The organism is Mycobacterium sp. pV006 (assembly GCF_041287115.1).
GTDB lineage: Bacteria > Actinomycetota > Actinomycetes > Mycobacteriales > Mycobacteriaceae > Mycobacterium.
In genome coordinates this window covers 153,694-179,125 of the sequence record NZ_JBGGKT010000005.1, presented here as the reverse complement: position 1 = coordinate 179,125, position 25,432 = coordinate 153,694, and the positions used below count along the sequence as shown (strand labels likewise).

Annotated in this window: 23 protein-coding genes; 9 read left to right on the top strand and 14 right to left on the bottom strand. The window is 69.3% G+C overall.

Features of this window, described 5'->3' with window-relative positions:
- The first annotated feature begins 31 nt into the window (after positions 1-31).
- From ACAG25_RS10350 to ACAG25_RS10340, 3 genes are read left to right on the top strand one after another with little or no spacing between them, the layout of a single operon-like run.
- Positions 32-1,870, top strand: coding sequence for a dynamin family protein (locus ACAG25_RS10350; protein WP_370488274.1), 1,839 nt, complete (start codon positions 32-34; stop codon positions 1,868-1,870).
- A gap of 24 nt (positions 1,871-1,894) precedes the next feature.
- Positions 1,895-3,403, top strand: a complete 1,509-nt coding sequence (locus ACAG25_RS10345; RefSeq protein WP_370488408.1) for a dynamin family protein — start codon at positions 1,895-1,897, stop codon at positions 3,401-3,403.
- 31 nt (positions 3,404-3,434) lie between these two features.
- Positions 3,435-5,279, top strand: coding sequence for an Hsp70 family protein (locus ACAG25_RS10340; RefSeq protein ID WP_370488273.1), 1,845 nt, complete (start codon positions 3,435-3,437; stop codon positions 5,277-5,279).
- Here the strand turns inward: ACAG25_RS10340 and ACAG25_RS10335 are convergent, their stop codons facing one another.
- Genes ACAG25_RS10335 through ACAG25_RS10315 form a run of 5 tightly spaced genes read right to left on the bottom strand, consistent with a single transcriptional unit; the run spans position 5,280 to position 8,440 of the window.
- Positions 5,280-5,774 (bottom strand): hypothetical protein, encoded by a 495-nt coding sequence (locus tag ACAG25_RS10335; RefSeq protein WP_370488272.1) that lies wholly within the window; start codon positions 5,772-5,774, stop codon positions 5,280-5,282.
- 25 nt (positions 5,775-5,799) lie between these two features.
- Entirely contained in the window at positions 5,800-6,231 is a 432-nt protein-coding gene (locus ACAG25_RS10330) for a hypothetical protein (RefSeq protein WP_370488271.1), read from the bottom strand.
- Positions 6,232-6,270: 39 nt separating this feature from the next.
- Positions 6,271-7,206 carry an LLM class F420-dependent oxidoreductase gene (locus ACAG25_RS10325; RefSeq protein ID WP_370488407.1) on the bottom strand — a complete coding sequence of 312 codons (936 nt, stop codon included), beginning with the start codon at positions 7,204-7,206 and terminating at the stop codon, positions 6,271-6,273.
- 8 nt (positions 7,207-7,214) lie between these two features.
- Positions 7,215-7,838 (bottom strand): TIGR03085 family metal-binding protein, encoded by a 624-nt coding sequence (locus ACAG25_RS10320; protein ID WP_370488270.1) that lies wholly within the window; start codon positions 7,836-7,838, stop codon positions 7,215-7,217.
- 59 nt (positions 7,839-7,897) lie between these two features.
- Positions 7,898-8,440: a hypothetical protein gene (locus ACAG25_RS10315; protein ID WP_370488269.1), complete on the bottom strand. Its 543-nt coding sequence runs from the start codon at positions 8,438-8,440 to the stop codon at positions 7,898-7,900.
- A gap of 306 nt (positions 8,441-8,746) precedes the next feature.
- On the opposite strand from ACAG25_RS10315, the gene dnaK reads away from it, so the two are divergent.
- The 4 genes from dnaK to ACAG25_RS10295 are packed head-to-tail and all read left to right on the top strand — an operon-like array spanning position 8,747 to position 12,853.
- On the top strand, positions 8,747-10,606 hold the full coding sequence (gene dnaK, locus ACAG25_RS10310; RefSeq protein ID WP_370488268.1) for a molecular chaperone DnaK: 1,860 nt from the start codon (positions 8,747-8,749) through the stop codon (positions 10,604-10,606).
- On the top strand, positions 10,603-11,226 hold the full coding sequence (grpE, locus tag ACAG25_RS10305; RefSeq protein WP_370488267.1) for a nucleotide exchange factor GrpE: 624 nt from the start codon (positions 10,603-10,605) through the stop codon (positions 11,224-11,226). The genes dnaK and grpE overlap by 4 nt, the downstream gene beginning before the upstream one ends.
- A 39-nt stretch (positions 11,227-11,265) precedes the next feature.
- On the top strand, positions 11,266-12,444 hold the full coding sequence (gene dnaJ / locus ACAG25_RS10300) for a molecular chaperone DnaJ (protein WP_370488266.1): 1,179 nt from the start codon (positions 11,266-11,268) through the stop codon (positions 12,442-12,444).
- Positions 12,445-12,475: 31 nt separating this feature from the next.
- Positions 12,476-12,853 carry a heat shock protein transcriptional repressor HspR gene (locus tag ACAG25_RS10295; RefSeq protein ID WP_370488265.1) on the top strand — a complete coding sequence of 126 codons (378 nt, stop codon included), beginning with the start codon at positions 12,476-12,478 and terminating at the stop codon, positions 12,851-12,853.
- 73 nt (positions 12,854-12,926) lie between these two features.
- On the opposite strand, the gene ACAG25_RS10290 is transcribed toward ACAG25_RS10295, so the two are convergent.
- Genes ACAG25_RS10290 through ACAG25_RS10280 form a run of 3 tightly spaced genes read right to left on the bottom strand, consistent with a single transcriptional unit; the run spans position 12,927 to position 16,037 of the window.
- Positions 12,927-13,829, bottom strand: a complete 903-nt coding sequence (locus tag ACAG25_RS10290) for an aldose 1-epimerase (protein ID WP_370488264.1) — start codon at positions 13,827-13,829, stop codon at positions 12,927-12,929.
- Between the two features lie 28 nt (positions 13,830-13,857).
- Positions 13,858-15,021 carry an FAD-binding oxidoreductase gene (locus tag ACAG25_RS10285; protein WP_370488263.1) on the bottom strand — a complete coding sequence of 388 codons (1,164 nt, stop codon included), beginning with the start codon at positions 15,019-15,021 and terminating at the stop codon, positions 13,858-13,860.
- Positions 15,022-15,035: 14 nt separating this feature from the next.
- A complete protein-coding gene (locus tag ACAG25_RS10280) occupies positions 15,036-16,037 on the bottom strand; it encodes an ABC transporter permease (protein ID WP_370488262.1) in 1,002 nt (333 codons plus the stop codon).
- 94 nt (positions 16,038-16,131) lie between these two features.
- On the opposite strand from ACAG25_RS10280, the gene ACAG25_RS10275 reads away from it, so the two are divergent.
- The gene (locus ACAG25_RS10275) at positions 16,132-16,770 is read left to right on the top strand and encodes a TetR family transcriptional regulator (protein WP_370488261.1); all 639 of its coding nucleotides are present in this window, start codon (positions 16,132-16,134) and stop codon (positions 16,768-16,770) included.
- On the opposite strand, the gene ACAG25_RS10270 is transcribed toward ACAG25_RS10275, so the two are convergent.
- The 6 genes from ACAG25_RS10270 to ACAG25_RS10245 all read right to left on the bottom strand — a co-directional run bounded on the left by ACAG25_RS10270 (position 16,765) and on the right by ACAG25_RS10245 (position 22,690).
- Entirely contained in the window at positions 16,765-17,436 is a 672-nt protein-coding gene (locus ACAG25_RS10270; RefSeq protein WP_370488260.1) for a GAP family protein, read from the bottom strand. The two genes, ACAG25_RS10275 and ACAG25_RS10270, sit on opposite strands and share 6 nt — an antisense overlap.
- A gap of 31 nt (positions 17,437-17,467) precedes the next feature.
- The gene (locus ACAG25_RS10265; RefSeq protein WP_370488259.1) at positions 17,468-18,751 is read right to left on the bottom strand and encodes an LLM class flavin-dependent oxidoreductase; all 1,284 of its coding nucleotides are present in this window, start codon (positions 18,749-18,751) and stop codon (positions 17,468-17,470) included.
- A gap of 32 nt (positions 18,752-18,783) precedes the next feature.
- Complete coding sequence (locus tag ACAG25_RS10260) at positions 18,784-20,103, bottom strand: LLM class flavin-dependent oxidoreductase (RefSeq protein WP_370488258.1); 1,320 nt, start codon at positions 20,101-20,103, stop codon at positions 18,784-18,786.
- Positions 20,100-20,456, bottom strand: a complete 357-nt coding sequence (locus ACAG25_RS10255; RefSeq protein ID WP_370488257.1) for a hypothetical protein — start codon at positions 20,454-20,456, stop codon at positions 20,100-20,102. Before ACAG25_RS10255 ends, ACAG25_RS10260 begins: the two co-directional genes overlap by 4 nt.
- Positions 20,453-21,961 carry a sodium:solute symporter gene (locus ACAG25_RS10250; protein WP_370488256.1) on the bottom strand — a complete coding sequence of 503 codons (1,509 nt, stop codon included), beginning with the start codon at positions 21,959-21,961 and terminating at the stop codon, positions 20,453-20,455. The genes ACAG25_RS10255 and ACAG25_RS10250 overlap by 4 nt, the downstream gene beginning before the upstream one ends.
- 105 nt (positions 21,962-22,066) lie before the next feature.
- Entirely contained in the window at positions 22,067-22,690 is a 624-nt protein-coding gene (locus ACAG25_RS10245; protein WP_370488255.1) for a hypothetical protein, read from the bottom strand.
- 183 nt (positions 22,691-22,873) lie between these two features.
- On the opposite strand from ACAG25_RS10245, the gene clpB reads away from it, so the two are divergent.
- A complete protein-coding gene (clpB, locus tag ACAG25_RS10240) occupies positions 22,874-25,420 on the top strand; it encodes an ATP-dependent chaperone ClpB (protein WP_370488254.1) in 2,547 nt (848 codons plus the stop codon).
- The last annotated feature ends 12 nt before the right edge of the window (positions 25,421-25,432 follow it).

The following is a 25,432-nucleotide window of genomic DNA, read 5'->3' as shown; positions in this document are numbered from 1 at the left end:
TTGAAGCACCCCGACGTCGGAGGCGACATCGATGACACAGGCCACCGGTCAACGCAGCGACCACGCGCTGGTCGAGTTGCTCGAGCACACCCGCACGATCGCCGAGGCCCGGCAGCGCGGCGACCTGGTCAAGCGGCTCACCCGGGCGCGGCAGCGGCTCGACGACCCACAGATCCGGGTCGTGATCGCCGGGCACCTCAAGCAGGGCAAGAGCATGCTGCTCAACTCCCTGCTCAACATGCCGGTGGCAAGGGTCGGGGACGACGAATCGACGGTGCTGGCGACCGTGGTGTCCTACGCCGAGCAGCCGTCCGCGCGTCTGGTGGTCGCCCGCGGTGAGGGACAGGAGCCCGAGCTCGTCGAGATCCCGATGACCGATCTGGGTGCCGACCTGCGCCGCGCCCCGCAGGCCGGCGGTCGCGAGGTGCTCCGCGTCGAGGTGACCGCACCGAGCCCCCTGCTCAAAGGGGGCCTGGCCTTCGTCGACACCCCGGGCGTCGGCGGACACGGCCAACCGCATCTGTCGGCGACGCTCGGTCTGCTCCCCGACGCCGACGCGATGCTGATGATCAGCGACGCCAGCGGCGAGCTCACCGAACCCGAGATGACCTTCCTGCGCCAAGCCGTCGAGATCTGCCCGGTTGCGGCGGTAGTGGCGACCAAGACCGACCTGTACCCGCATTGGCGCCGGATCGTCGACACCGACACCGAGCATCTGCGCCGCAACGGTGTCGACCTCCCGGTGATCCCGTTGTCGTCGACGCTGCGCGCCCACGCGGTGTCGCACAACGACAAGGAACTCAACGAGGAATCCAATTTCCCTGCGCTGGTGCGGTTCCTGTCCGAGCAGGTGCTCGCACGGCAACAGACCCGGGTGCGCGAGGCCGTGGTGTCGGAGATCCGCAACGCCGCCGAGCACCTTCTGCTCGCCGCCGATGCCGAGCACTCGTCGCTGACCGACCCGCAGACCCGGGAGCGCCTGACCGAGGAGTTGGAGCGTCGCAAGCGGGAGGCCCAGGAGGCGCTGCAGCAGACCGCGCTGTGGCAGCAGGTGCTCAGCGACGGCATCGCCGATCTGACCGCCGACGTCGACCACGATCTGCGACAACGGTTCCGCACCATCACCTTTCACACCGAACGCGTCATCGACACCGGCGATCCCACCCTGCACTGGGCCGAGATCGGCGCCGAACTCGAGGACGCCATCGCCACCGCCGTCGGCGACAACTTCGTGTGGGCCTACCAACGCGCCGAGGCGCTCGCCGCCGAGGTGGCCCGCACCTTCGAAGAAGCCGGGCTCGACGCGGTGCGGATGCCCACGCTGGATGCCCGCGAGATGGGCGCAGACCTCGGTGAGTTCCGGGCGGTGTCCCAACTCGACGCCAAACCCCTGAAGCTGGGCCACAAGATCGTCACCGGGATGCGCGGCTCCTACGGCGGGGTGCTGATGTTCGGGATGCTGACCTCCTTCGCCGGACTCGGCATGTTCAATCCGCTGTCGCTGGGTGCCGGATTCATCCTGGGCCGCAAGGCTTATCAGGAGGACATGGAGAACCGGATGCTGCGGGTGCGCAACGAGGCCAAGGCCAACGTGCGCCGATTCGTCGACGACGTCGCCTTCGCGGTGAGCAAGGAGTCCCGCGACCGGCTCAAGGGCGTCCAGCGGCAACTGCGCGACCACTACCGCGGCATCGCCGACCAGATCACCCGGTCGCTCAACGAGTCGCTGCAGGCCACGCTCGCGGCGGCCAAGCTGGCCGAGACCGAGCACAACGCGCGGATCAGGGAGCTCGAGCGGCAACGCAACGTCCTGCGGCAGGTTCTCGATCATCCCGGGACGCAACCGTCACTAAGCTCGACAGGTCCGTAGTCCCACAGCCGGGGGTCAGCCACCCTGAACACCAGCGACCGAGTGCGAGCGATCCTCGGCGGCACCGCCGCGGCCTACCGCGCCGACCCCGCCTACGCCGGGCGCCCCGACCTGCACCACGAACTCGACCGCATCGGCCGCCGCCTGAACGAACCCATCCGCATCGCGCTGGCCGGCACGCTGAAAGCAGGCAAGTCGACGCTGGTCAACGCGCTGGTCGGGGAGAACATCGCGCCCACCGACGCGACCGAGGCCACCCGCATCGTGACCTGGTTCCGCCACGGGCCGACCCCGCGGGTGACGGCCAATCACCGCGGCGGGCGACGCTCGAACGTGCCCATCGCCCGCGACCCGCAGGACGGTGGCCTGACGTTCGACTTCGCGACGCTGGACCCCGACGACGTCGTCGACCTCGACGTGGAATGGCCGGCCGCCGAACTGGCTGACGCCACGATCATCGACACCCCGGGGACCTCGTCGCTGTCGCGCGACGTCTCCGCCCGCACGCTGCGCCTCCTGGTACCCGACGACGGCGTCCCGCGGGTCGACGCGGTGGTGTTCCTGCTGCGTACCCTCAACGCCGCGGACATCGCGCTGCTCAAGCAGATCGGCGAGCTGGTGGGCGGCGCCACCGGGGCGCTCGGCGTGATCGGGGTGGCCTCGCGGGCCGACGAGATCGGCGCCGGCCGGATCGACGCCATGCTCTCGGCGCGCGACGTCGCCGCCCGGTTCACCGCGGAGATGGACCGCACCGGCATCTGCCAGGCCGTCGTCCCGGTGTCGGGTCTGCTCGCGTTCACCGCCCGCACGCTGCGTCAGAGCGAGTTCGCGGCCCTGGAACGGCTGGCCGCCACCGACTCCGCCGACCTGAGCAAGGCGATGCTGTCGGTGGACCGCTTCGTCCGCGACGACGCGGCGCTGCCCGTCGACGCCGCCACCCGCGCGGCGCTGCTGGACCGGTTCGGCATGTTCGGCATCAGGATCTCGCTGGCGCTGCTGCGTGCCGGGATCTCCGACTCGGTGGCGCTGGCCGAGGAACTGCTCGAACGCAGCGGGCTGGTGGCGCTTCGCGACGTCATCGACCAACAGTTCGCGCAGCGCTCCGACCTACTCAAAGCCCATACCGCGTTGCTGTCGCTGCGACGATTCGTCCAGCAGCACCCGATCTACGCCACGCCGCGCATCCTCGCCGACGTGGAGCCGCTGCTCGCCGACACCCACGCGTTCGAGGAGCTGCGGCTGCTCAGCCAGCTGCGGTCGCGGCCCACCACCCTCAACGACGACGAGATGGCGTCGCTGCGCCGCCTGATCGGCGGGTCCGGAACCGATGCGGCCAGTCGTCTCGGGTTGCGTCCCGACGATCCCGGGGACGGTCCGCGGGCTGCGTTCGCCGCGGCTCAACGGTGGCGTCGCCGCGCAGAGCACCCCCTCAACGACCCGTTCACCGCCCGCGCCTGCCGGGCCGCGGTCCGCAGCGCCGAGGCGCTGGTCGCCGATTACGCCAGCAGCGGACAGCGGTCCCGTCCGGTTTAACGTTTTGTGCCTGTCCGGCGACATAGGAGGTATGCGCGCTTCTCTGGGTCTGTCGTTGGGCGCGGCCGGCATGGCCGCCGTCGTCGACGGGCGGCCGACCGTGCGTCCCACGGAGGTCGCGGTCGGGCCGGGACCGGCCTTGACGGGGTTCGTCGAGCGCGTCGGGGATCCGATCCCCCTGGTGGCCGCCGACGGATCCACCCACCGGGCTGAGGACCTCGCCGCGGCCGCGCTGGAGGCGCTGACCCGCACGGTGTGCCCGCAGCAGCGGCCCGACAGCGTGGCCGTCGCCGTGCCGGCGCACTGGTCGGAGGCGACCGTGTCCGCACTGCGCAACCGCGCGCCGCACCTGCTGACGGTGCCGGATGCCGCGGCGGCTCTGACCGCGCTGCAGTGCAATCCGGGCCTGCCGGACCACGGTGTGGTGGTGTTGTGTGACTTCGGAGCCACGGGCAGCAGCATCACGCTGGCCGACGCCGGCCGGGGACTGACACCGCTGGCGCCGACGCTGCGCGACACCGAGTTCTCTGGGGACCTGATCGACCAGGCGCTGCTGCGCCACGTCCTCGACGGACTCGAACCCGACCCCGCCGCCACCTCCGAGGTCGCGGCGCTGGTCGAGTTGCGCGACCACTGCCGCATCGCCAAGGAGCAGCTGTCGACCCACACCGCGACCGGTCTGACCGTGGGCGGCCGGACCGTCCGGGTGACCCGTTCCGAACTCGAAGGGCTCCTCGCCGCACCACTGGACCGGTTCGTCACCCATCTCGCAGATGCGCTGTACCGCAACGGTGTCGCCCCGGCCCGGGTGTCGGCGCTCGCGACCGTGGGCGGCGGGGCGCGCATCCCGGCGGTCACCGAACGGCTCTCACAAGCGATGCGGGTGCCGGTGGTCACCGTCGCGGCGGCGCAGGTGGTCGCCGCGGCCGGCGCCGAGCTGATCGCCCGCCGTCGCCTGGTCGTCGAGCCGGCCACGATGCTGGCGCCGACGTCGGCCGCCGACGACACGATGGCGGCACCGCCGGTGGCATGGTCGGACGAGCCCGACGATCTGGTCGAGCCCGTCCCCTATGAGGCGGCGGCGTATGCCCGACCGGATGTCCACTTCGACGAATACGATTCCGCGACAGGCGATGTCGATACGTTGGCCTGGTACCGCAGGCCCGGCGTGTTGTTCGCCGGAGCGGCGTGCCTGGCCGCGCTGGCCACCACGGGGCTGGTGCTGACCTCGCAGGCCCGACCCGCCGAGCAGGTGACCGCCGATACCGCGCGAATCGAGGTGCCGGCCGCGCGACCCGTGCAGGAGCCTCCTGTGCAGGAACCCGTCGGCCCGGCGCCGCAGACGGTCACCGCGACCGTCGCGGCTCCCGCTCCGGTCCCGGCGGCACGTCAGCCGGCGCCGCCACCGCCGTTGCCCGTCACGAAACAGGCTGCGCCACAATCTGTTCCGGTGGCTCCCGCCCCTGTGCCCGTGCCTGCGCCAGCCCCGGTGCCGGTGGTGGTCCTGCCGGTACCCGTGGCCCCCGGCCCGAGCGCGACGCCGACTCCGAGTGCGTCGCCCAGCCCTACCCCGACACCGACCGCGTCGCCGAGCCCTACCCGGACCCCGACTCCGACCGCGTCGCCGAGCCCGACGCAGACGCCGACACCGACCGCGTCGCCCAGCCCGACCCAGGCGCCGACACCGACCGCGTCGCCCAGCCCGACCCAGGCGCCCACACCCACGCAGGCGCCGAGTCCCGAACCCGCCGCGCCGCCGCAGACTTCGGTCGCACCCAGCGCCGAACCGGCGCAGGTCGCCGAAACCGCACCGGTCACCGAAGCCGCGCCCGAGCCGGTCAGCGCATGCGAGGAGTCGTCAGAGACGCCTTGCTGATCAGGGCTCTTCGGCCGGCGGTGGTGTCTCGGTCACCGTCTCGGTCTCGGTCTGGGTCACCACGCTGGTGCTGGTGCTCGTGCTGGTCTCGACCGTCGTGCTCGGCGTCGTCGTGGTGGTCGTCGTCGGCGTCGTGGTGGGCGTGGTGGTCACCGGTTCGGTGGTGGTCGTGGTGACCGGTGCCGTCTCGGTGACGGTGACCGGCGGCGCGACCGCGGGTGCGGTCGTGGTCGTGACCGGGGTCAGCGACGTCGTCGTCGTGGTCTCCGACGTCGAATCCCCGGCGATGACCTTCGCCAGCCCGTAGACGATCAGGGCGATCAGAACGGCACCCACGGCGCCGAACGCCACCAGCGCGACGGGTTTGCGGTACCACGGCACCGCTTCCGGCTCGGGTGGGACCTGTTGGCCGTACTCGTCGTACCCGTACCCGCTCATCTGGGTGGGGTCGTCGTCGCGGTAGTAGTTCTGGTCGTCGTCTCCGTAGCGGGCCACGAATCCCGATAGTAGGCGCAAAAGCCTACGGCGCCGGTGTACGCGTCACGTTGGTTCGCGGGCGCACACGCGAGGTGGTGGTGCGTTCCTCGTCGGCGTCGTCCTCCCGGGTGCGGGGCGGCCGGGTGCTCGGTGTGGTGGTTTCCGACTCCGACACCGTCTCGGTCGGCAGCGCCGGGTCGATGTCGGTGGTTTCCGGCGGGCTGGTGCTGGTGAGGCGCGTCGTGGTGGTCCGGGACGTCGACCGGGACGTCTTGGTCGGCGTCGCCGACCGACTGGTCTCGGTGAGGTACATCGGAGTCCGGATCGGGTCGGACTGGCGGGTCACATACATCACCGCCGAGACCATCACCGCGATCGCCGCCAGCGCCGCGATGCTCGCCCCGAGCAGGGTGGACGTGCGGTTGTGCCACGCGACGGAGTCGTCCTCGTCGTCGTCACCTCGGCGGCCGGTCACGGCTGCCGATAGTAGCCGCGGCGTCGCGAAAAGGCCGGGTCAGCGCAGTCGGGGCAGCACCTGCTCGGCGAAGAACTCGATGTGGTCGAGGTCGGACATGTCGAGGACCTGCAGGTAGATCCGCTGCACCCCGGCCTCGAGGAACGGTCCGAGCTTGTCGACGATCTCGTCCGGGGTGCCGACCGCCGGCGAGTTCGAGCGCAGTTCGTCGACCTCGCGGCCGATGGCCGCGGCCCGGCGGGCCACCTCGTCGTCGTCGCGCCCCGCGCACAGCACGAACGCCGCCGAATAGGTCAGGGAGTCGGGGGCCCGCCCGGCCTTCTCGACGGCGGCGGCCACCCGTCGGTACTGGGTGGTCAGGGTGTCGAGGTCGACGAACGGGATGTTGAATTCGGCGGCGAACCGCGCCGTCAGCGCCGGGGTGCGTTTGGCGCCACCCCCGCCGATGATGATCGGGGGGTGCGGGGACTGCAGGGGTTTGGGCAGGCCGGGGGAGTCGACGACGGTGTAGTGGGCGCCCTGGTGGTCGAACGTCTCACCCGACGGCGTGGTCCACAGCCCGGTCAGGATCTCGAGTTGCTCGGTCAGTCGGTCGAACCGTTCGCCCAGCGGCGGGAACGGGATCGCATAGGCCTGGTGTTCGGCCTCGAACCATCCTGCGCCGAGACCGAATTCGACGCGTCCGCCGCTCATCTCGTCGACCTGCGCGACCGCGATGGCCAGCGGCCCGGGGTGGCGGAACGTGGCCGAGGTGACCAGGGTGCCCAGCCGGATCGTGGAGGTCTCGCGCGCGATGCCGGCCAGGGTCACCCACGAGTCGGTCGGGCCGGGGAGGCCGTCGCCACTCATCGCCAGGTAGTGATCGGAGCGGAAGAACGCGGTGTAGCCGGCGCTCTCGGCGGTCCGGGCGACAGCGAGTTGATCGGCGTAGGTGCCGCCCTGCTGCGGTTCGACGAAGACGCGGAAATCCACCATGGCCGCGCTCACAGTCCGGCCCGTGCCCGCTTGACCCGCTCGACCACATCGGGTGGACCGTCGATCTGCACGCGTGCCTCGTCGCGGCCGGCGACGAACATCAGCAGCTCACCGGGGTCGCCGGTCACCACGATCTCGGGTCCGCGCCCGACCGTGCCGAGCGTGTCCCCGGCCGGGGTGGCCAGCACGATCGTCGCCGGTGCCTTGCGCAGCGTCATCCGGGCCATCATCCCCACCGGTCGGCGCAGCGCGGCGGTGGTCTGGTCGTCGAGCGGGCGGGGCTCCCAGCCGGGACGCGCGCGCCGGATGTCCTCGTGGTGGATGAAGAACTCGGCGACGTTGGCCACCGCGTCGAGCGGTTTGAGCGGCGAGTACAGCGGCGGTCCCGACGCGGTCTGGTCGATCAGCCGGTCCCAATCGGTGGACGCGGCCACCTGGTTCTGTACGCGCTCGGTGTAACCGGCCAGGAACGGGACCAGGATTCCGGGGGCGGCATCGAGGCGGCGTTCCCGGACGACGAGGTGGGCGGCCAAGTCCCGGGTGGCCCAGCCCTCGCACAGGGTGGGCGCGTCGGGACCGACGTCGCGGAGGGAGGACACCAGGGCGGCGCGTTCGCGCTGAGCGACGGTCATGGGTTCGGGAGTTCCCTTCTGGGCGGCCGGGGAATCACGGGTTTTCCGGGGTGTCGGACTCAGAAGGTCTCGACGCCCTCGGTGCTGATCATCATGCCGCGACCGGTGCGGTCGTTGGTGAACGTCGTGCCGTCCTCGCGGGCGTCGATCGTCCAGCCCTGCGCCGAGTAGGTCCGGTAGTCGAGCGTGACGGCGGGGATCGCACCGATGTTGCCCAGCACCCAGGCCAGTTGCCCGTCGGCGGTGTAGCGGACACCGTTGGCCGGCATGCCCTCGATCTCCGGTGAGTCGGTGAACGCCGATTCGCAGCCGACCTCGGCCTCGTTGATCTGGCAGCGGGTCTTGCCGGACTTCGTCTCGATGAAGACGTAGCCGTTCTGCGGTCGCAGCACCTCGCCGTTCGGCTCGCGGGGCGGCTGCGACGGCGTCGGTGCGGGCGTCGGCGACGGGGTCCGGGTGGGGCGGGGCGTCGGGAACGCCGGCTCGCTGTGCCCGTCGCCGCCGGACCGGGCCCGGGTGGCGGTGCCTTCGACCGTCGTCTGACAGCCCGCCACGGCGACGACGATCGCCAGACCGCCTGCGACCGTCAGTGCAACCCTCACCGGGTCGAGCCTACGCAGGATGTGACGCCTGTGACGGGCGTGACTCGCCGGTGGTTCCCGTGATCTGCGAGAGAGCGCTCAAGGTCGTGACCGGGGCCCATTTGCGGCCGGGAACGCTATTCCGCGGAAAAAGTTGCGGAGCCGGGGAACAAAGCTACGAGCGCCCCCGTTGAGCCTTTCGACACAGTTGAGTGAATCAGACTCAAGTCTGAGTTGACACGGGAGCGTCCCGAGGAGCATTCTTGAGCGCGGTGCACTCAGATCAATGAGAGTGACCCCAGAAACATCTATCAGGAGGCAGAAACTATGGCTCGTGCGGTCGGCATCGACCTCGGGACCACCAACTCCGTCGTCGCGGTGCTCGAAGGTGGCGACCCCGTCGTCGTCGCCAACTCAGAGGGTGCGCGAACCACGCCTTCGGTTGTCGCGTTCGCGCGCAACGGCGAGGTGCTGGTCGGCCAGCCCGCCAAGAACCAGGCGGTGACCAACGTCGACCGGACCATCCGCTCGGTCAAGCGCCACATCGGCACGGACTGGTCGGTCAAGATCGACGACAAGGACTACACCCCCCAGGAGATCAGCGCCCGCGTGCTGATGAAGCTCAAGCGCGACGCCGAGAGCTACCTGGGCGAGGACATCACCGACGCGGTGATCACCGTCCCGGCGTACTTCAACGACGCCCAGCGGCAGGCCACCAAGGAAGCCGGGCAGATCGCCGGCATGAACGTGCTGCGCATCGTCAACGAACCCACCGCCGCGGCGCTGGCCTACGGCTTGGACAAGGGCGAGAAGGAACAGACCATCCTGGTCTTCGACCTCGGTGGCGGCACCTTCGACGTGTCGCTGCTCGAGATCGGCGACGGTGTCGTCGAGGTCCGCGCCACCAGCGGCGACAACCACCTCGGTGGCGACGACTGGGACGACCGCATCGTCGAGTGGCTCGTCGACAAGTTCAAGGCCAGCTCGGGCATCGACCTGACCAAGGACAAGATGGCCATGCAGCGGCTCCGCGAAGCCGCCGAGAAGGCCAAGATCGAGCTCAGCTCCAGCCAGAGCACCTCGATCAACCTGCCCTACATCACCGTCGACGCGGACAAGAACCCGCTGTTCCTCGACGAGCAGCTGACCCGGGCGGAGTTCCAGCGCATCACCCAGGACCTGCTCGACCGCACCCGCAAGCCGTTCCAGCAGGTCGTCAAGGACGCCGGCATCGCCGTCGGCGACATCGACCACGTCGTGCTGGTGGGTGGTTCCACCCGGATGCCCGCGGTCACCGACCTGGTCAAGGAGATGACCGGCGGGAAGGACCCCAACAAGGGCGTCAACCCCGACGAGGTCGTCGCCGTCGGCGCCGCTCTGCAGGCCGGTGTGCTCAAGGGCGAGGTCAAGGACGTCCTGCTGCTCGACGTCACCCCGCTGTCGCTGGGTATCGAGACCAAGGGCGGCGTGATGACCAAGCTGATCGAGCGCAACACCACGATCCCGACCAAGCGGTCGGAGACCTTCACCACCGCCGACGACAACCAGCCGTCGGTGCAGATCCAGGTCTTCCAGGGTGAGCGCGAGATCGCCGCACACAACAAGCTGCTCGGCAGCTTCGAGCTGACCGGTATCCCGCCGGCTCCGCGCGGCGTGCCCCAGATCGAGGTGACCTTCGACATCGACGCCAACGGCATCGTGCACGTCACCGCGAAGGACAAGGGCACCGGCAAGGAGAACACAATCAAGATCCAGGAAGGCTCCGGCCTGTCCAAGGAGGAGATCGACCGGATGATCAAGGACGCCGAGGCGCACGCCGAGGAGGACCGCAAGCGGCGCGAGGAGGCCGACGTCCGCAACCAGGCCGAGTCGCTGGTGTACCAGACGGAGAAGTTCGTCAAGGACCAGCGCGAGGCCGAGGGTGGATCGAAGGTCCCCGAGGAGACGCTCACGAAGGTCGACGGCGCCATCGCCGACGCCAAGAAGGCGCTCGAGGGCACCGACATCGGGGCCATCAAGGCCGCGATGGAGAAGCTCGGCGAGGAGAGCCAGGCCCTGGGCCAGGCGATCTACGAGGCCACCCAGGCCGAACAGGGCGCCGCCGGCGGTGAGTCCGCGGGTGCCGCACCGGGCAGTGACGACGTCGTCGACGCCGAAGTTGTTGAGGACGACCAGGAGCGCAAGTGAGTAACGCAGCTGACCACGAGGAACCGATCACCGTCACCGACAAGCGGCGTATCGATCCCGAGACCGGTCAGGTGCGTGACACCCCGCCTGCCGGCCCGGCCCCCTCGGGGCCGGCGCCGGAGGCGTCCGGTGGCGAGGCGGGCGGCAACACCGCGGAGGTCGACGAGCTCAAGGCGACCCTGCAGCGGGTCAAGGCGGAGTACGACAACTACCGCAAGCGCGCGCTGCGCGACCAGCAGCTGATCGCCGACCGTGCGAAGGCGACCGCGTTGGCCGAACTGTTGCCGGTGCTCGACGACCTGGACCGGGCCCGCAGCCACGGTGACCTGGAGTCCGGGCCGTTCAAGGCGGTCGCGGACAAGCTCGTCGGCGTGCTCGACGGGCTGGGTCTCGCAGCGTTCGGCGAGGAGGGTGAGCCCTTCGACCCCGAACTGCACGAGGCCGTGCAGCACGAGGGCGAAGGCACGCACCCGGTGGTGGGCACCGTGATGCGGCGCGGCTACCGCGTCGGTGAGCACGTGGTGCGCCACGCCATGGTCGGGGTGGTCGACACCGTCCCCGACGCAGCCGAGGCCGACAATGCCGGGTCTGAGCCCGGACAGGCCGCAGAATCGAATTGATCGAACGACACGACGAACCGGTGGAGGAGGTGACCCGATATGGCCCAGCGGGAGTGGGTTGAGAAGGACTTCTACAAGGAGCTCGGCGTCGCCTCCGACGCCAGCCAGGAAGAGATCAAGCGGGCAGCCCGCAAGATCCTCGCCGAGAACCATCCGGACCGGAACCCCGGCAACTCGGTGGCCGAGGAGCGCTACAAGGCGGCCTCGGAGGCCAAAGAGGTGCTCACCGACCCGGCCAAACGCAAGGAGTACGACGAGACCCGCCGCCTGTTCGCCGGCGGCGGGTTCGGTCGTGGCCGGTACGGCGGGGGCGGCGGTTTCGGTGGTTTCGGTGGGGGCAACGGCGCGGAGTTCAACCTCAACGATCTCTTCGACGCCGCCGGCCAGACCGGCGGGGCGAACATCGGGGACCTGTTCGGCGGGCTGTTCGGGCGCGGCGCCCAGCAGCCGCGGCCCAGTCGGCCCCGGCGGGGTAACGACCTCGAGACCGAGACCGAGCTGAGCTTCCTGGAGGCCACCAAGGGGGTGGCCATGCCGCTGCGGCTGACCAGTCCCGCGCCGTGCACCAACTGCCACGGCAGTGGTGCGCGTCCGGGTACCAGCCCGAAGGTGTGCGCCAACTGCAACGGCGCCGGGGTGGTCAGTCGCAACCAGGGTGCGTTCGGGTTCTCCGAGCCGTGCACCGAGTGCCGGGGCAGCGGCTCGATCATCGAGAACCCCTGCGACGAGTGCAAGGGCACCGGCGTGACCACCCGGACCCGCACGATCAACGTGCGGATCCCGCCCGGCGTCGAGGACGGTCAACGCATCAGGCTGGCCGGACAGGGTGAAGCCGGGCTGCGTGGTGCGCCGTCGGGCGACCTGTACGTCACCGTGCACGTGCGTCCGGACAAGGTGTTCGGGCGCAACGGTGACGACCTGACCGTCACGGTCCCGGTCAGCTTCCACGAATTGGCTTTGGGCACAACGCTTTCGGTGCCGACGCTGGAGGGCAAGGTCGGGGTGCGGGTGCCCAAGGGCACCTCCGACGGGCGCATCCTGCGGGTGCGTGGCCGCGGCGTGCCGAAGCGCTCGGGAGGCCACGGCGACCTGCTGGTCACCGTGAAGGTCGCGGTACCGCCGAACCTGGAGGGCGAGGCGGCCGAGGCGTTGGAGGCCTACGCCAAGGCCGAACGAGCGAGCGGATTCGATCCGCGGGCCGGATGGGCTGGTGCCTGATGAGCGCTTGCGCGAAGAAGCGAGGGCCCTGATGGCCGTCGATCGTGGATCCGAGCGCGCCGAGGAAGCCCGCACGTTCCTGATCTCGGTCGCCGCCGAACTCGCGGGCATGCACGCGCAGACGCTGCGCACCTACGACCGGCTCGGTCTGGTCAGCCCGCAGCGCAGTTCCGGTGGGGGACGGCGCTATTCGCAGCGTGACGTGGAGCTGTTGCGTGAGGTGCAACGGCTGTCGCAGGACGAGGGCGTCAACCTCGCGGGCATCAAGCGCATCATCGAGCTGACCAATCAGGTCGAGGCGTTGCAGTCGCGGTTGCGTGAGCTGACCGAGGAGGTCGAGCGGCTGCGCTCGCAGCCTCGCGCCAAGAGCACCGCGCTGGTGGTGTGGCAGCCGCGCCACAAGCGCTGAGAGCCGCCGGAATTGCATTCCGGCAGCAGTCTTCTCGCACTTCCGCTGCTGGAATGCAATTCCGGCGTTCTCGTCAGGTGACCTTGATGCGGAACTGCGCCACCGCGGATTCCCCCGGCGCCACCTCGCGGTAGCCGCCGCGGCGCAGCGCGTCGGTGGGCGCGGCCATCGGCTCGAAGCACACCACGTCGTCGTCGCCCGGGGCGTAGACCTGTGCGGCGGTGTAGCCCTGGTCGAAGTGCACCTCGATGCGGCGATCACCGCCCGAGAGCGCGAACACCGATCCTTCGGCGACCTCGTCGAACCCGTCGTCGATGAATCTGTCGGCCAACACCTCGGCGGCGGCGGCGCGCTGCTCGACCCGCCCGGTGGGGATGCCCCACGCGTTCACGGGCTGATAGCGCATCGCCGGCGTCTCGATCCGCCACTGCGATCGTGGCACGCCGGGCAGTTGCAGGTACGGGTGGAACCCGAAGCACATCGGCACCCGGGAGCCGGTCGTGGCGGTCACGGTGGTCGTCACTGTGAGGGTGCGGTCGGCCAGCGTGACGTCGAGGGTCAGCAGATGCGGAAACGGGAACGTCGCCAGCAGCGCCGGCCGCGCCGCGAAGTCCAGCTCCGCCGTCAACTGCGACTCCGAGAGGGTGGTGACGGTCCAGTCCCGGTAGCCGCCCAAGGTGCCGTGGATCGGCACGCCGTGTTGATCGGTGCGCACACCGCCGGTGCCGGGCGTCAGCGTCACCACCGCCCCGTCGACGCCGTAACCCATGCTGCTCAACCGATTCGCCCACGGGTAGAGGATCGGGATCCCCATCGTCTTGTGGTTCGACACATACGCCTGCAGACCGCGCCGCTGCCCCAGCAGCTCGACCCCGTCGTCGGACAACGAGGTCGCCACCATTCCCGCACCCGGGACGTAGGTCGCGGTCAGCGGGGACGACGGGTCGCGCAGCGTGACGGTCTCGAACTCGTCCATGACGACTGATCCTGCCACGCAACGGCCCTCATGTGGCCAGCGGATCGTGGCGGATACGTTCGGCGGGCGCGCCTTTGGCCAACAGGGCCGCCTTGGTCTCGGTGACCATCTGCGGTCCGCCGCAGATGAGGATCTGCCGGTCCCCCCAGCTGCCGTACTGGGTCACCACCTCGGGCAGCGTCCCCACCTGGCGCACGTGCAGGCCACGCGGCGGGGTGACGTCGGGATACTCGCGTGCCCAGGGTGGGTCGAAGTTCAGCTCGCTGACCGGCGTCACCGCCAGCCAGGGATTGATCGAGGCGATCTCCCACAGCGTGCACAGGTCGTAGAGCTCGCAGGGATACTTCGCGCCGAAGAACAGGTGGACCCGGGGGTTGTCGGTGTACCGGGTCATGTCCATGATCAGTGCGCGTAGCGGAGCCAGCCCCGTGCGCCCGGCGATCATCAGCACGTCGCCGTCGTCGCGGTCGACATCCAGCGCTCCGTGTGGGTTGGCCAGCCGCCACCGGTCACCGGGGCGGGTCTCCCCGACGATCGCGGTGCTGACCATTCCGCCCGGAACCGACCGCACGTGGAACTCGACGTAGCCGTCGGGGTCGGCCGGGATCGACGGGCTCAGATACCGCCACCGGCGCGGCCACTGCGGTACCTGTACGGGGACGTACTGGCCGGCGTGGTAGTTCAGCGGCTGGTCCATCTTCAACCGGATCACCGAGATGTCGCGGCTGACGCGCAGGTGCTCGAGCACGGTGCCGTCACAGAACGGCGGCGTGGTCTCCGCGTCCGCGGCCCCGCTCATCACGCCGGTGATCAGTGTCACGACGTCGGTGACGGCCTCGGCCAGACGACGGTCCCAGTACTCGGTGAGTGCCACCCGCAGGGCGGCGAGCATGGCCTCCTGCAGCGTCGTGTAATGCTGCTGTGTGACACCGTATTTGCGGTGATCGCGACCGAGTTGGGCGAGGAACCCGACGGGCTCCTCGGCGCGCTGGGCGATCAGTTCGTCGCACAACCAGGACAGGGCGTGTGCGAAGGCCTTGCGTTGGGTGGCCATGTCGGGCGGGAACAGGTCGCGCGCGGACAGGTCGGCGGCGAACCACCGGGTGTACATGTCGGCGATGAGCGGGTCGGCCACTGCGGGATCGAGCGCATCCCGAAGGATGCGCATCGACTCCCTGTCCTCGAGGCCCACGCGCGAATACTAGGTCACCGGGAGCGGAACTCCGCGGTCCGAAGGGCGGCGACTCCAATCAACGCGACGCCTGCGATCGCCCAACAGGCCAGCACCAGGATCGCCGTCGCGGAACCGGCGCCGCCGAACGCCGCCGCCGAGCGCAGCAGCGTCGCTGTGGCGCCCTGCGGAAGCAGTTGCCCGACGTCGCCCCATCCGGCGGGCAGCATCTCCGGTGCGCTGGTCAGTCCGGACAGCGGGTTGCCGACGAGCAGCGCCAACAACACCCCGGTGGCCAGCCCGATCCGCCCGAACACCGACCCGAGGCCGAGCAGGAACAACAGCGCCGCGGCGATGCCCAGCGTCAGGGCCGCTGCGACACCCCAGAAGTTCTGGTCGATCGAGCCCATGACGTAACGCAGCAGCGCGGTGACGGTGAGCGCGCAGACCGCGGCGAACGCGAGGGCGCTGCCCGTCTGCAGGACGGGGCGGCCCGGCAGGACGAGCAGGAACGCCACGGCCGGCAGAATGCCCGCGAGGGTGATCGGCAACGCCGAGGCGGCCAGGCCGGTGCCGCGCGGGTCGTCGGCGGTCGGTGGTGCGACGTCCTCGATCGGCACCGCGGTGCCGAGCTTGGCGCCGATGCCGGTGCCGAGCTGGGTCAGGAGTTGGGCGACGGCCGGGCTCGCCCCGGTGGCGATGAGCATCTTCGGTCCCGATCCCGGACGGTCGGGCAGCACGAGGCCGCCGTAGACCTCCCGGTCGGCGATGGCGTCGCGCAGCGCGTCCTCACCCGGGAAGTAGGACACCTCGAACGCGCCCGGCGCCTGGTGCTCGAGCATCTGGGCGATCTGCCCGCCGGCGGCCTGCGGACCGGCCGCGCCGACGGGCACGTCGTGCGGGCCGGAGCGCGCGGCCGGCAGCGCGAAGGCGATCGCCACCAGGGCGATCAGCACGGTGAGGACGCCGACGAGGGCGGCGGCGCGGGTGCCCGGGGAGAGCGCATCGACGCGGTGGCGGTGCACAGTGGTGGTCATGTCAGCTCTTTTCAATGCCTGTTGAATTGATGGAACGAGAATAGGACCGGCAGCCCGATGATTTCAACACCTGATGAAATGTTAGGGTCGGCCCATGCCGCCACCAGGGAAAACGGAGAAGCGCCGGGGTCGTCGCCAGGGTGTTCCGGTGTCCCGCGAGGCGGTGTTGGCGGCGGCGCAGAAGCGCTTCGCGCACGACGGCTACGAGAAGACCACGCTGCGGGCCATCGCCCGTGACGCCCAGGTCGATCCGTCGATGGTGCTCTACCTGTTCGGCTCCAAGGAGCAGCTGTTCCGTGACTCGCTGAGCCTGCTGATCAAGCCCGAGCTGCTGGTCGCCGCCCTGAGAGGGGACGGCGAGGACGAACCCGACATCGGGACCCGCATGGTCCGTACCTACCTGGGGTTCTGGGAGGCGTCGGACAGCGCGGCGACCATGCGCGCGATGGTCGCCTCGGCGACCTCCAACGACCACGCCCGCGACGCGCTCCGCAACTTCCTGCGCACCTACGTGCTGACCGCGGTATCGGGTGAGCTCGGCGGCGACGAACACGCCCGGTTGCGGGCGACCCTGGCGGCCGGCAGCCTGGTGGGCACCGCGATGGTGCGCTACGTGATCGGGGTGCCGCCGCTGTCGGAGCTGGACGCCGAGGACGTCGTGCGGCTGGTGGCGCCGACGGTCACCCGCTATCTGACCGCCGACGCCGCCGAGCTCGGCCTGCCCGGCTCATAGCGCGTGAATCCCCTTGTACAGCACCAGAAGACCGATGAGGACGAGGATGACCGCGATCAGCGCCGCGTGCTGACGCTCCATCCACTCGCGTAGCCGGTCGAGGGGATCGTCGAGGCGCCCGCGGGACAACGCGAACCCGAGGATCGGCAGCATCACCGAGCAGCCCGCGACCGCCACGAACCACGCCACCGCACCCCAGACCGCGGGACTGTCGATGCCGGCCGAGTCGACCGCCAAACCCGCTGCGGCGCAGATGAACAACACCTTCGGGTTCAGCACCGTCAGCACCGCGGCGGTGGTGCCGGCCTTCACCGGGGTCAGGGTGCTCATCCGCGTCATCCAGCCGGGCATGTGCTCGGATCGCTTGCGCGTGATCCAGCGGTGGACCCCCAGCACGATCAGTGCGCCACCGACCACGATCCGCAGCCAGGACGCCCAGCTCGGGGGGCGCTCACCGATGCCGCCGAGGAAGTGGGATGCGCCCAAGAACGCTGCGGTCAGGACGGTCAGGCCGGCGAGCCAACCGAACAGGAAAGCCAGCCCCGTCGGCACCGGCCGCGGGCACTGCAGGACCAGCACCGCGGGAATGATCGTCAGCGGCGACAACGCGATGACCAAACCGAGCGGTATCAACTCGGTCAGAATCGATCCCCAGGTACCTGACACGCGCAAAACCTAACAGGGGAGTCGGGATCAGTCAGTCATTGCGGATGTTCTCCCGCAGCGTCGCGCCGGGATAGCGCGTGCGGTAGCGTCCGCGGCGCTGCAACTCGGGGACGACGAGATCGACGAACTCCTCGAAACACCCTGGCGTGTAAGTGGCCAGCAGCATGAAACCGTCGGCGCCGCCGTCGTCGAGGAACACCTCCAACTGGTCGGCCACCGTCGCCGGAGTTCCGATCACCTGCGGCATCGAGAACCGGAACGCGTAGGTGTCCGCCGCCTCGGCCACGCTCACCTGCGCGCCGGCGCCGCTGGCCACCAGCGAATCCTTGACGCCCTGGATGCCGGGGACCGGGATGGCGTCGAGAGGGGTCGCGGGGTCGAACTCGGAGAAGTCCACCCCCAACTGCCCCGAGAGCATCGCCAGCGACGCCTCCGGCCGCAACAGCGAGCGCAGGAACTCGGCCTTCTCGTGGGCGTGCGCTTCGGTTTCACCGATGACGACCTGCGCGCCGTAGTAGAGCTTGACCGCCTCCGGGTCGCGCCCGGCCGCGGCCACCCGTGCCCGGATGTCGTCGGAGTAGGCGCGCATGGTGGCCACCGTGGGTTGGATCGCGAAGATCGCCTCGGCGGTGGACGCGGCGAACTGCCGGCCCGGCTCGCTGGCCCCGGCCTGCCACAGCACCGGGCGGCCCTGCGGGGACGGGGCGACGAAATGGCGTGCCCGGCAACGGAAGTGCCTTCCCTCGAACACGACCTCGCGAATCTTCTCGGGATGGGCGTAGATCCCGGTCTCGCGGTCGGCGACCACCGCGTCGGGCTGCCAGGAGTCCCACAGCTGACAGCACAGGTCGACGTACTCCGCGATGCGCTCGTAGCGCACGGAGCGGTCCGGCATCTCCTGCCCGTACGCCGCGAACTCCGACGGCGAGTACGAGCCGACGATGTTCCACGCCACCCGCCCGCCGGAGAGGTGGTCGAACGTCGACAGACGCCGCGCCATCGAGTACGGATGCTCGAAGGCCGTGGACAACGTCAACCCCACCCCGAGATGCGTTGTGGCGCCGGTGATGATCGGCGTCAGCGCCGCCGGCTCGTGGGTCGGTGCCTGTACCGCATACCGCATCGTGGCATCGGAGCTGTCCTCGAACGAGTTGTACGGGGCCAGTTCGTCGGCCAGGAACACCGCGTCGAACAGGCCGCGCTCGAGCGTGCGGGCCAGATGCTGCCAGTACGGCGGGGACGCGTAATCCCAGCCGACCTTGTCCTGCGGGTGTCGCCACATGCCCACGGAGTGACTGCTCACCCCGTGCTGCATGAAGGCCAGGAAATGAGCTCGACGAGGTGAGATCAGTACTCCTGCAGACTGTCCCGCAGCGTGGTGCCGGGGTAGCGGGTGCGGAACCGGCCGCGCCGCTGCAGCTCGGGAACCAGCAGCTCTGTCATGTCGTTGAAGCAGCCCGGTGTGTCGGTGGCCAACATCATGAAACCGTTGCAGCCGCCCTCGTCGAGGTACTGCTCCATCTGATCGGCCACGTCGGCGGGCGTGCCCACCGCCACCGGCGCGCCCATCGAGACGCCGTAGATCTGGGCGGCTTCGCGCACGGTGACCGGCGCGCCGTCCTTGGCTTCGAGGATCGCGTCGAACAGTCCGCGGATGCCCTGGACGTCGGCGTCGACGACGTTGTCGTCCAGTCCGAGCGTGGAGAAGTCGAAGCCGGTGTGCCCGGACAGGATTCCCAGCGCGCTTTCGATCTGGACCTTCTCGACGAACTCGGCGTAGCGGTCGTTGGCGCGGGACTTGTCGCGGTCGATGACGGTCTGCAGGCCGTAGATCAGCTTGACCGATTCGGGGTCGCGGCCATGGTTGTCGGCACGGGTGCGGATGTCGTCGGCGTAGGCGCGCATGCTCTTCGGCGTCGGGAAGATGCCGAACACCGATTCGGCGTGCTTGGAAGCGAACTCGCGGCCCTGCTCGGACGAGCCGGCCTGCCACAGCACGGGACGCTTCTGCGGGGACGGCGCCACGAAGTGGCGGCCCTTGGACTTGAAGAACTCGCCCTGGAAGTCGATCTCGCGGACCTTGGCCGGGTCGGCGAAGACGCCGTTCTCCCGGTCGTAGACGATGGCGTCGTCGTCCCAGGAGTCCCACAGCTGGTAGAGGATCTGCATGTACTCCTCGACGACCTCGTAGCGCTTGTCGCGCGGGGTGAGGTTGTCCTTGCCCATCGCCTGGAACTCGCTCTTGGAGTACGAGGTGACGATGTTCCAGCCGACCCGGCCGTTGGTCAGGTGATCCAGAGTCGACAGGTGCCGCGCCATCATGTAGGGCGGCACGAAGGATGTCGACAGGGTGATGCCGATGCCGAGGTGCTTGGTGAAGGCGCCGATGATCGGCACCAGCGTGGCCGGTTCGTGCACCGGGCACTGCCCGGCGTACTTCACCACCGGATCCGAGCTGCCCTTGTAGGTGGTGTAGGGCGCGAGCTCGTCGGCGATGAACATCGCGTCGAACAGGCCGCGTTCCATGGTGCGGCCCAGGTCGCGCCAGAACTCCGGGCGCGACCAGTGGTAGCCCACCTTGTCGCGGGGGTGCGCCCACATCGTCGACGCGTGGTTCATCACGCCGTGCTGGACGAACCCCAGCAGGTGGGCTTTTCTCTTGGTCACGCTGCAACCTTTCCGTCGCCGAGTTCGTCTCGGGCACTTCTGCGGTCGATCAGGAACGCCGCCACCACGGCCACCGCCGATCCGATGGCCAGCGCGGCCGGCAGGTACCAGAACGCCGGACTCACCCCGAGCAGGACGATGACCGCGGTCGACGTGCCCACCGCGGCAAGCGCTTTCCAGGTGAACGCGCGGTTGTCGTCCTCCAGTCCGGTGGTGTCGATCTCAGCGCCGGGTTCTGCCGGGGTCGGCGCCAACAGGTCGCGGCGTACCCGGAGGAACGCCTGCACCCCGAGGGTCAGATAGGTGCCGCCGACCACGATGCCGGCGATCACGGCGATCCAGAACGCGGTCATCGGACCGGGTCCGGTTCAGCGGTGGGTGCGACCAACGCGACGTCGCTGCCGGTGAGGGCCTCACCGCGACGCTTGAGCAAGTCGTAGTCGAACTTCTGATTCGACAACAGGCTGATGCCGACTGCAACCACGAGAGAAATCGCCTCCAAGGTGATGATGCCGTGGAGCTCGCCGACGAACTCACGGACGGGATAGCCGATGGCGATGGCCAGCACCAGGCTCGCCACGAATGCCGTCGAGGTCATGCGTTTCCAGAAGATGGCCAGGCCCAACGGGATGATCAACGCGGCCTTGAGGAAGTACACGGTGTTGACCAGGTCGACGTAGTCGATGCCAGAGCTGACCACGATGCCGCCGATCACGCCGGCCACCAGGATCGAGGCTTTGGTGTACCGGAACAACGACTTCGGCGCGATGTCGGGTTTGGCGCGCTTGAGGATGTCGACCGCGACCACCGACGACAACGCGGAGAACGCGCCGTCGATCGACGAGTAGCAGGCGTTCAGGATGATCAGCACGTACAGCGCGATCAGGACGATCGGCAGGCCGAGGTGGCTGATCACATACGGTCCGATGCCGCCCGGTCCCGCGGCACCGAGATCGTCGAGCGTGACCCCGAATCCGAGGCCGACCAGACCGAGCAGGCCCAGCACGATCGGTATCGGATAGAACCACATGCCGGCCCAGACGAAGGTGCGGCCCGCCGTCGCCGGCTTGAGCGCCCAGGCCTTCTGCCAGAAGGTCTGGTCGGCCATCGTCGAGGCCAGCAGGCCCAACGCCAACGAGATGCCGAACGCGGCAGCAGCCGACCCGTCGAAGGCGGCGAGCGTATTCGCCCCTGCCGCTTCGACTTTCCGGAAGACCAGATCCGGCCCGCCCACTTTCTGCAGTACGTACAGCACGACGACCGCGGCGGGCACCGTGATGAGCAGGGTGTTGAAGGTCGCGGTGATCGCCGAGGTCCACAACCCGCCGAAGTAGGAGTACACGGTGACGGTCGCCAGCGTCACGATCAGCACCACGGTGGGATTGATCCCGAAGATCACGCCCATCACCAGGACCACACCGAACAGGTTGATGAAGATCTCGGCGAGCAGGCCGAGCAGCATCGCGACCAGCATCACGGTGGTGGCGGGCTTGTTCTGGAAGCGCTCGCGGATGAACTCGACGATCGTGTAGCCCGCCGGCATCTGGCGGCGCAGGCGCAGCGCGAACGGCACCATCACCATGACCGCCAGGCCGTTGGGGACGACGAACCAGAGCAGCCCCGAGGTGCCGAACGTGAAGGCCTGCGCCGAGGACATCATCACGGCCATCGACCACGTCCATACCGCGATGACCGAGCCGACGCCGAAGCCGAAACCGATGCGGCGGTCGGCGATGACGAAGTCGTGGGTGTTCTTCACCATCGAGCGGACGGTGAAGGCGACCACGAACATGAATGCGCCCAATCCCAGCATCAGGGCGAACCCGAGGCTGGGGGACAGATCCGACGGGTGGAACACGGGAGAACTCCTCGGCGGGGAAGGTGCCACCGCAGGCCGGTGGGCTGCGTTATCTTCCGTGCGCCGTGTGACTGCGCAAAGGGTTCAGCTCAGCTCGAGCGGAACTCAGGCCCCGTCGAACTGGTTCTGGCCCAGGTTCTCGACGAACCGCGGCCCGAGGAGGTCGAGCTCGCGGCGGTAGCCGTCGGCCCACGTCCCGTACGGGTGATGGGCGAGGTACTCGTTGCGGAACCGGTCGTCCTCGGAGACCTCGGTGCGGCAGAACGACGGGATCGGCAGGTCGACCACGGGACCGTTGCGCTCCACTTCGGCCAGCACCAGCGGGGCATTCGCCGCCAGGAACCGATCGATGATCCATCCGTCCTCGCCCAGCCAGACCGAGGACCGCACCTTCAGGACGACGTGCTCGGCGCGCGCGACGATCTGACCGGCCACCAGGGGATCGATCTCGCGTTCGGCCTCGTAGCGGGTGCCGCCGGCGGCCGGCCCCTTCGCGGTCATGGTGCCGATCGTCTCCTCACCCAGCGCGGCGACCAGCTCGGCGGGGGTGCCGTGCAGGTCATCGGGGGCGGGACCCTGCAGCCGGACGCGGACGGCGTAGCCGTCGGCGGCGAACAGGTAGGCCTGCGCGATCAGGGCGGGACTCGGATCGGAGGCCGCCACCGCGGGCACGTCCTCGACGAAGAACTTCCGCTCGAACTCGAAGTCACCGAAACCTGAATCGGGCATACCGCGAAGGTAGCCCGGTCACCCCGCCGGACAAGGGTCACACGACCCTCGTGTCGGGCGCGATGATCTGGTAGAAATAGTCAGACTTGAGCGGAACAGACTCAACCTTGACTGCGTTGAGTAGGGCAACAAGCATTTTCCGAGGGCGTCTCGCGTCCTCCGGCCAGACGAAAGGAAGCTGTCGTGGACTCGTTCAACCCGACGACCAAGACCCAGGCGGCATTGACGTCGGCGCTGCAGGCCGCGGCGGCCGCCGGCAATCCGCAGATCACCCCCGCGCACCTGCTCATGGCGCTGCTCACGCAGAACGACGGCATCGCCGCGCCGCTGCTCGAGGCCGTCGGGGTGGCACCGGCGGCGGTGCGCGCCGAGACCCAGAGGCTGCTCGACGGGCTGCCCAGCGCCAGTGGCGCCAACACGCAGCCGCAACTGTCGCGGGAAGCGTTGGCGGCCATGACCGCGGCCCAGCACCTGGCCACAGAGATGGACGACGAATACGTCTCCACCGAACACGTCATGGTCGGCTTGGCCAGCAATGACACCGACGTCGCCAAGCTGTTGACCGGCCACGGCGCGTCCCCGCAGGCGTTGCGGGAGGCGTTCGTGAAGGTCCGCGGCAGTGCCCGCGTCACCACCCCTGACCCCGAAGGCACCTACCAGGCGTTGGAGAAGTACTCCACCGACCTGACCGCGCGGGCGCGGGAAGGCAAGCTCGACCCGGTCATCGGTCGCGACAACGAGATTCGACGCGTGGTGCAGGTGCTGTCCCGCCGGACCAAGAACAACCCCGTGCTCATCGGTGAGCCCGGCGTCGGCAAGACCGCGATCGTCGAGGGCCTGGCCCAGCGCATCGTCGCCGGCGACGTGCCCGAAAGCCTACGCGACAAGACGGTCGTGTCGCTGGACCTGGGCTCGATGGTCGCCGGTGCGAAGTACCGCGGCGAGTTCGAGGAACGCCTCAAGGCGGTCCTCGACGACATCAAGAACTCGGCCGGCCAGATCATCACGTTCATCGACGAGTTGCACACCATCGTCGGCGCCGGTGCCACCGGTGAGTCCGCGATGGACGCCGGCAACATGATCAAGCCGATGCTGGCCCGCGGTGAGCTGCGACTGGTCGGCGCGACCACGCTCGACGAGTACCGCAAGTACATCGAGAAGGACGCCGCACTGGAGCGGCGCTTCCAGCAGGTGCTGGTCGGGGAACCGTCGGTGGAGGACACCGTCGGGATCCTGCGCGGGCTCAAGGAGCGCTACGAGGTGCACCACGGCGTGCGCATCACCGACTCGGCACTGGTGGCCGCGGCGACGTTGTCCGACCGCTACATCACGTCGCGGTTCCTGCCGGACAAGGCCATCGACCTCGTCGACGAGGCCGCGTCGCACCTGCGCATGGAAATCGATTCGCGGCCCGTCGAGATCGACGAGGTGGAACGGTTGGTCCGCCGCCTCGAGATCGAGGAGATGGCGCTGTCGAAGGAAGAGGACGACGCGTCGAAGGAGCGACTGGAGAAGCTGCGCGGCGAGTTGGCCGATAACCGGGAGAAGCTCGCGCAGCTGACCACCCGCTGGCAGAACGAGAAGAACTCCATCGAGAGCGTGCGCGAACTCAAGGAGCAGCTCGAGTCGCTGCGCGGCGAGGCCGATCGCGCCGAGCGTGACGGCAACTACGAGCGTGTCGCCGAGCTGCGTTACGGCCGCATCCCCGAGGTGGAGAAGAAGCTCGAGGCTGCGCTGCCGCACGCCGAGGCGCGTGAGGATGTGATGCTCAAGGAGGAGGTCGGGCCCGACGACATCGCCGACGTCGTGTCGGCGTGGACCGGGATCCCGGCCGGCCGGATGCTCGAGGGCGAGTCGGCCAAGCTGCTGCGCATGGAGGACGAGCTGGGCAAGCGCGTCGTCGGGCAGCGGCGCGCGGTCACCGCGGTCTCCGACGCAGTCCGTCGCAGCCGCGCCGGCGTGGCCGACCCGAACCGGCCGCTGGGTTCGTTCATGTTCCTGGGTCCGACCGGTGTCGGTAAGACCGAGCTGGCCAAGGCGCTCGCGGAGTTCCTGTTCGACGACGAGCGCGCCATGATCCGCATCGACATGAGCGAGTACGGCGAGAAGCACTCGGTGGCCCGCCTGGTCGGTGCCCCTCCGGGCTACGTCGGTTACGACCAGGGCGGTCAGCTGACCGAAGCCGTGCGTCGGCGCCCGTACTCGGTGATCCTGTTCGACGAGATCGAGAAGGCGCACCCGGACGTGTTCGACGTGCTGCTGCAGGTCCTCGATGAGGGCCGGCTGACCGACGGTCAGGGCCGCACTGTGGACTTCCGCAACACCATCCTGATCCTGACGTCCAACCTGGGCGCCGGGGGTACCGAGGAACAGGTGATGGCGGCGGTGCGCTCGGCGTTCAAGCCCGAGTTCATCAACCGGCTCGACGACGTCATCATCTTCGACGGCCTCAACCCCGAGGAGCTGGTGTCCATAGTGGACATCCAGCTGGCGCAGCTGGCCAAGCGGCTGGCGCAGCGCAGGCTCACCCTCGAGGTGTCGGAGCCGGCCAAGCAGTGGCTCGCGCAGCGCGGTTTCGACCCGCTCTACGGTGCCCGTCCGCTGCGTCGCCTGATCCAGCAGTCCATCGGCGACCAGCTCGCCAAGATGCTGCTGGCCGGCGAGGTGCACGACGGCGACATCGTGCCGGTGAACCTGAGCCCGACCGGCGACGGGTTGGTGCTGGGCTGAGGTTCCTACCGC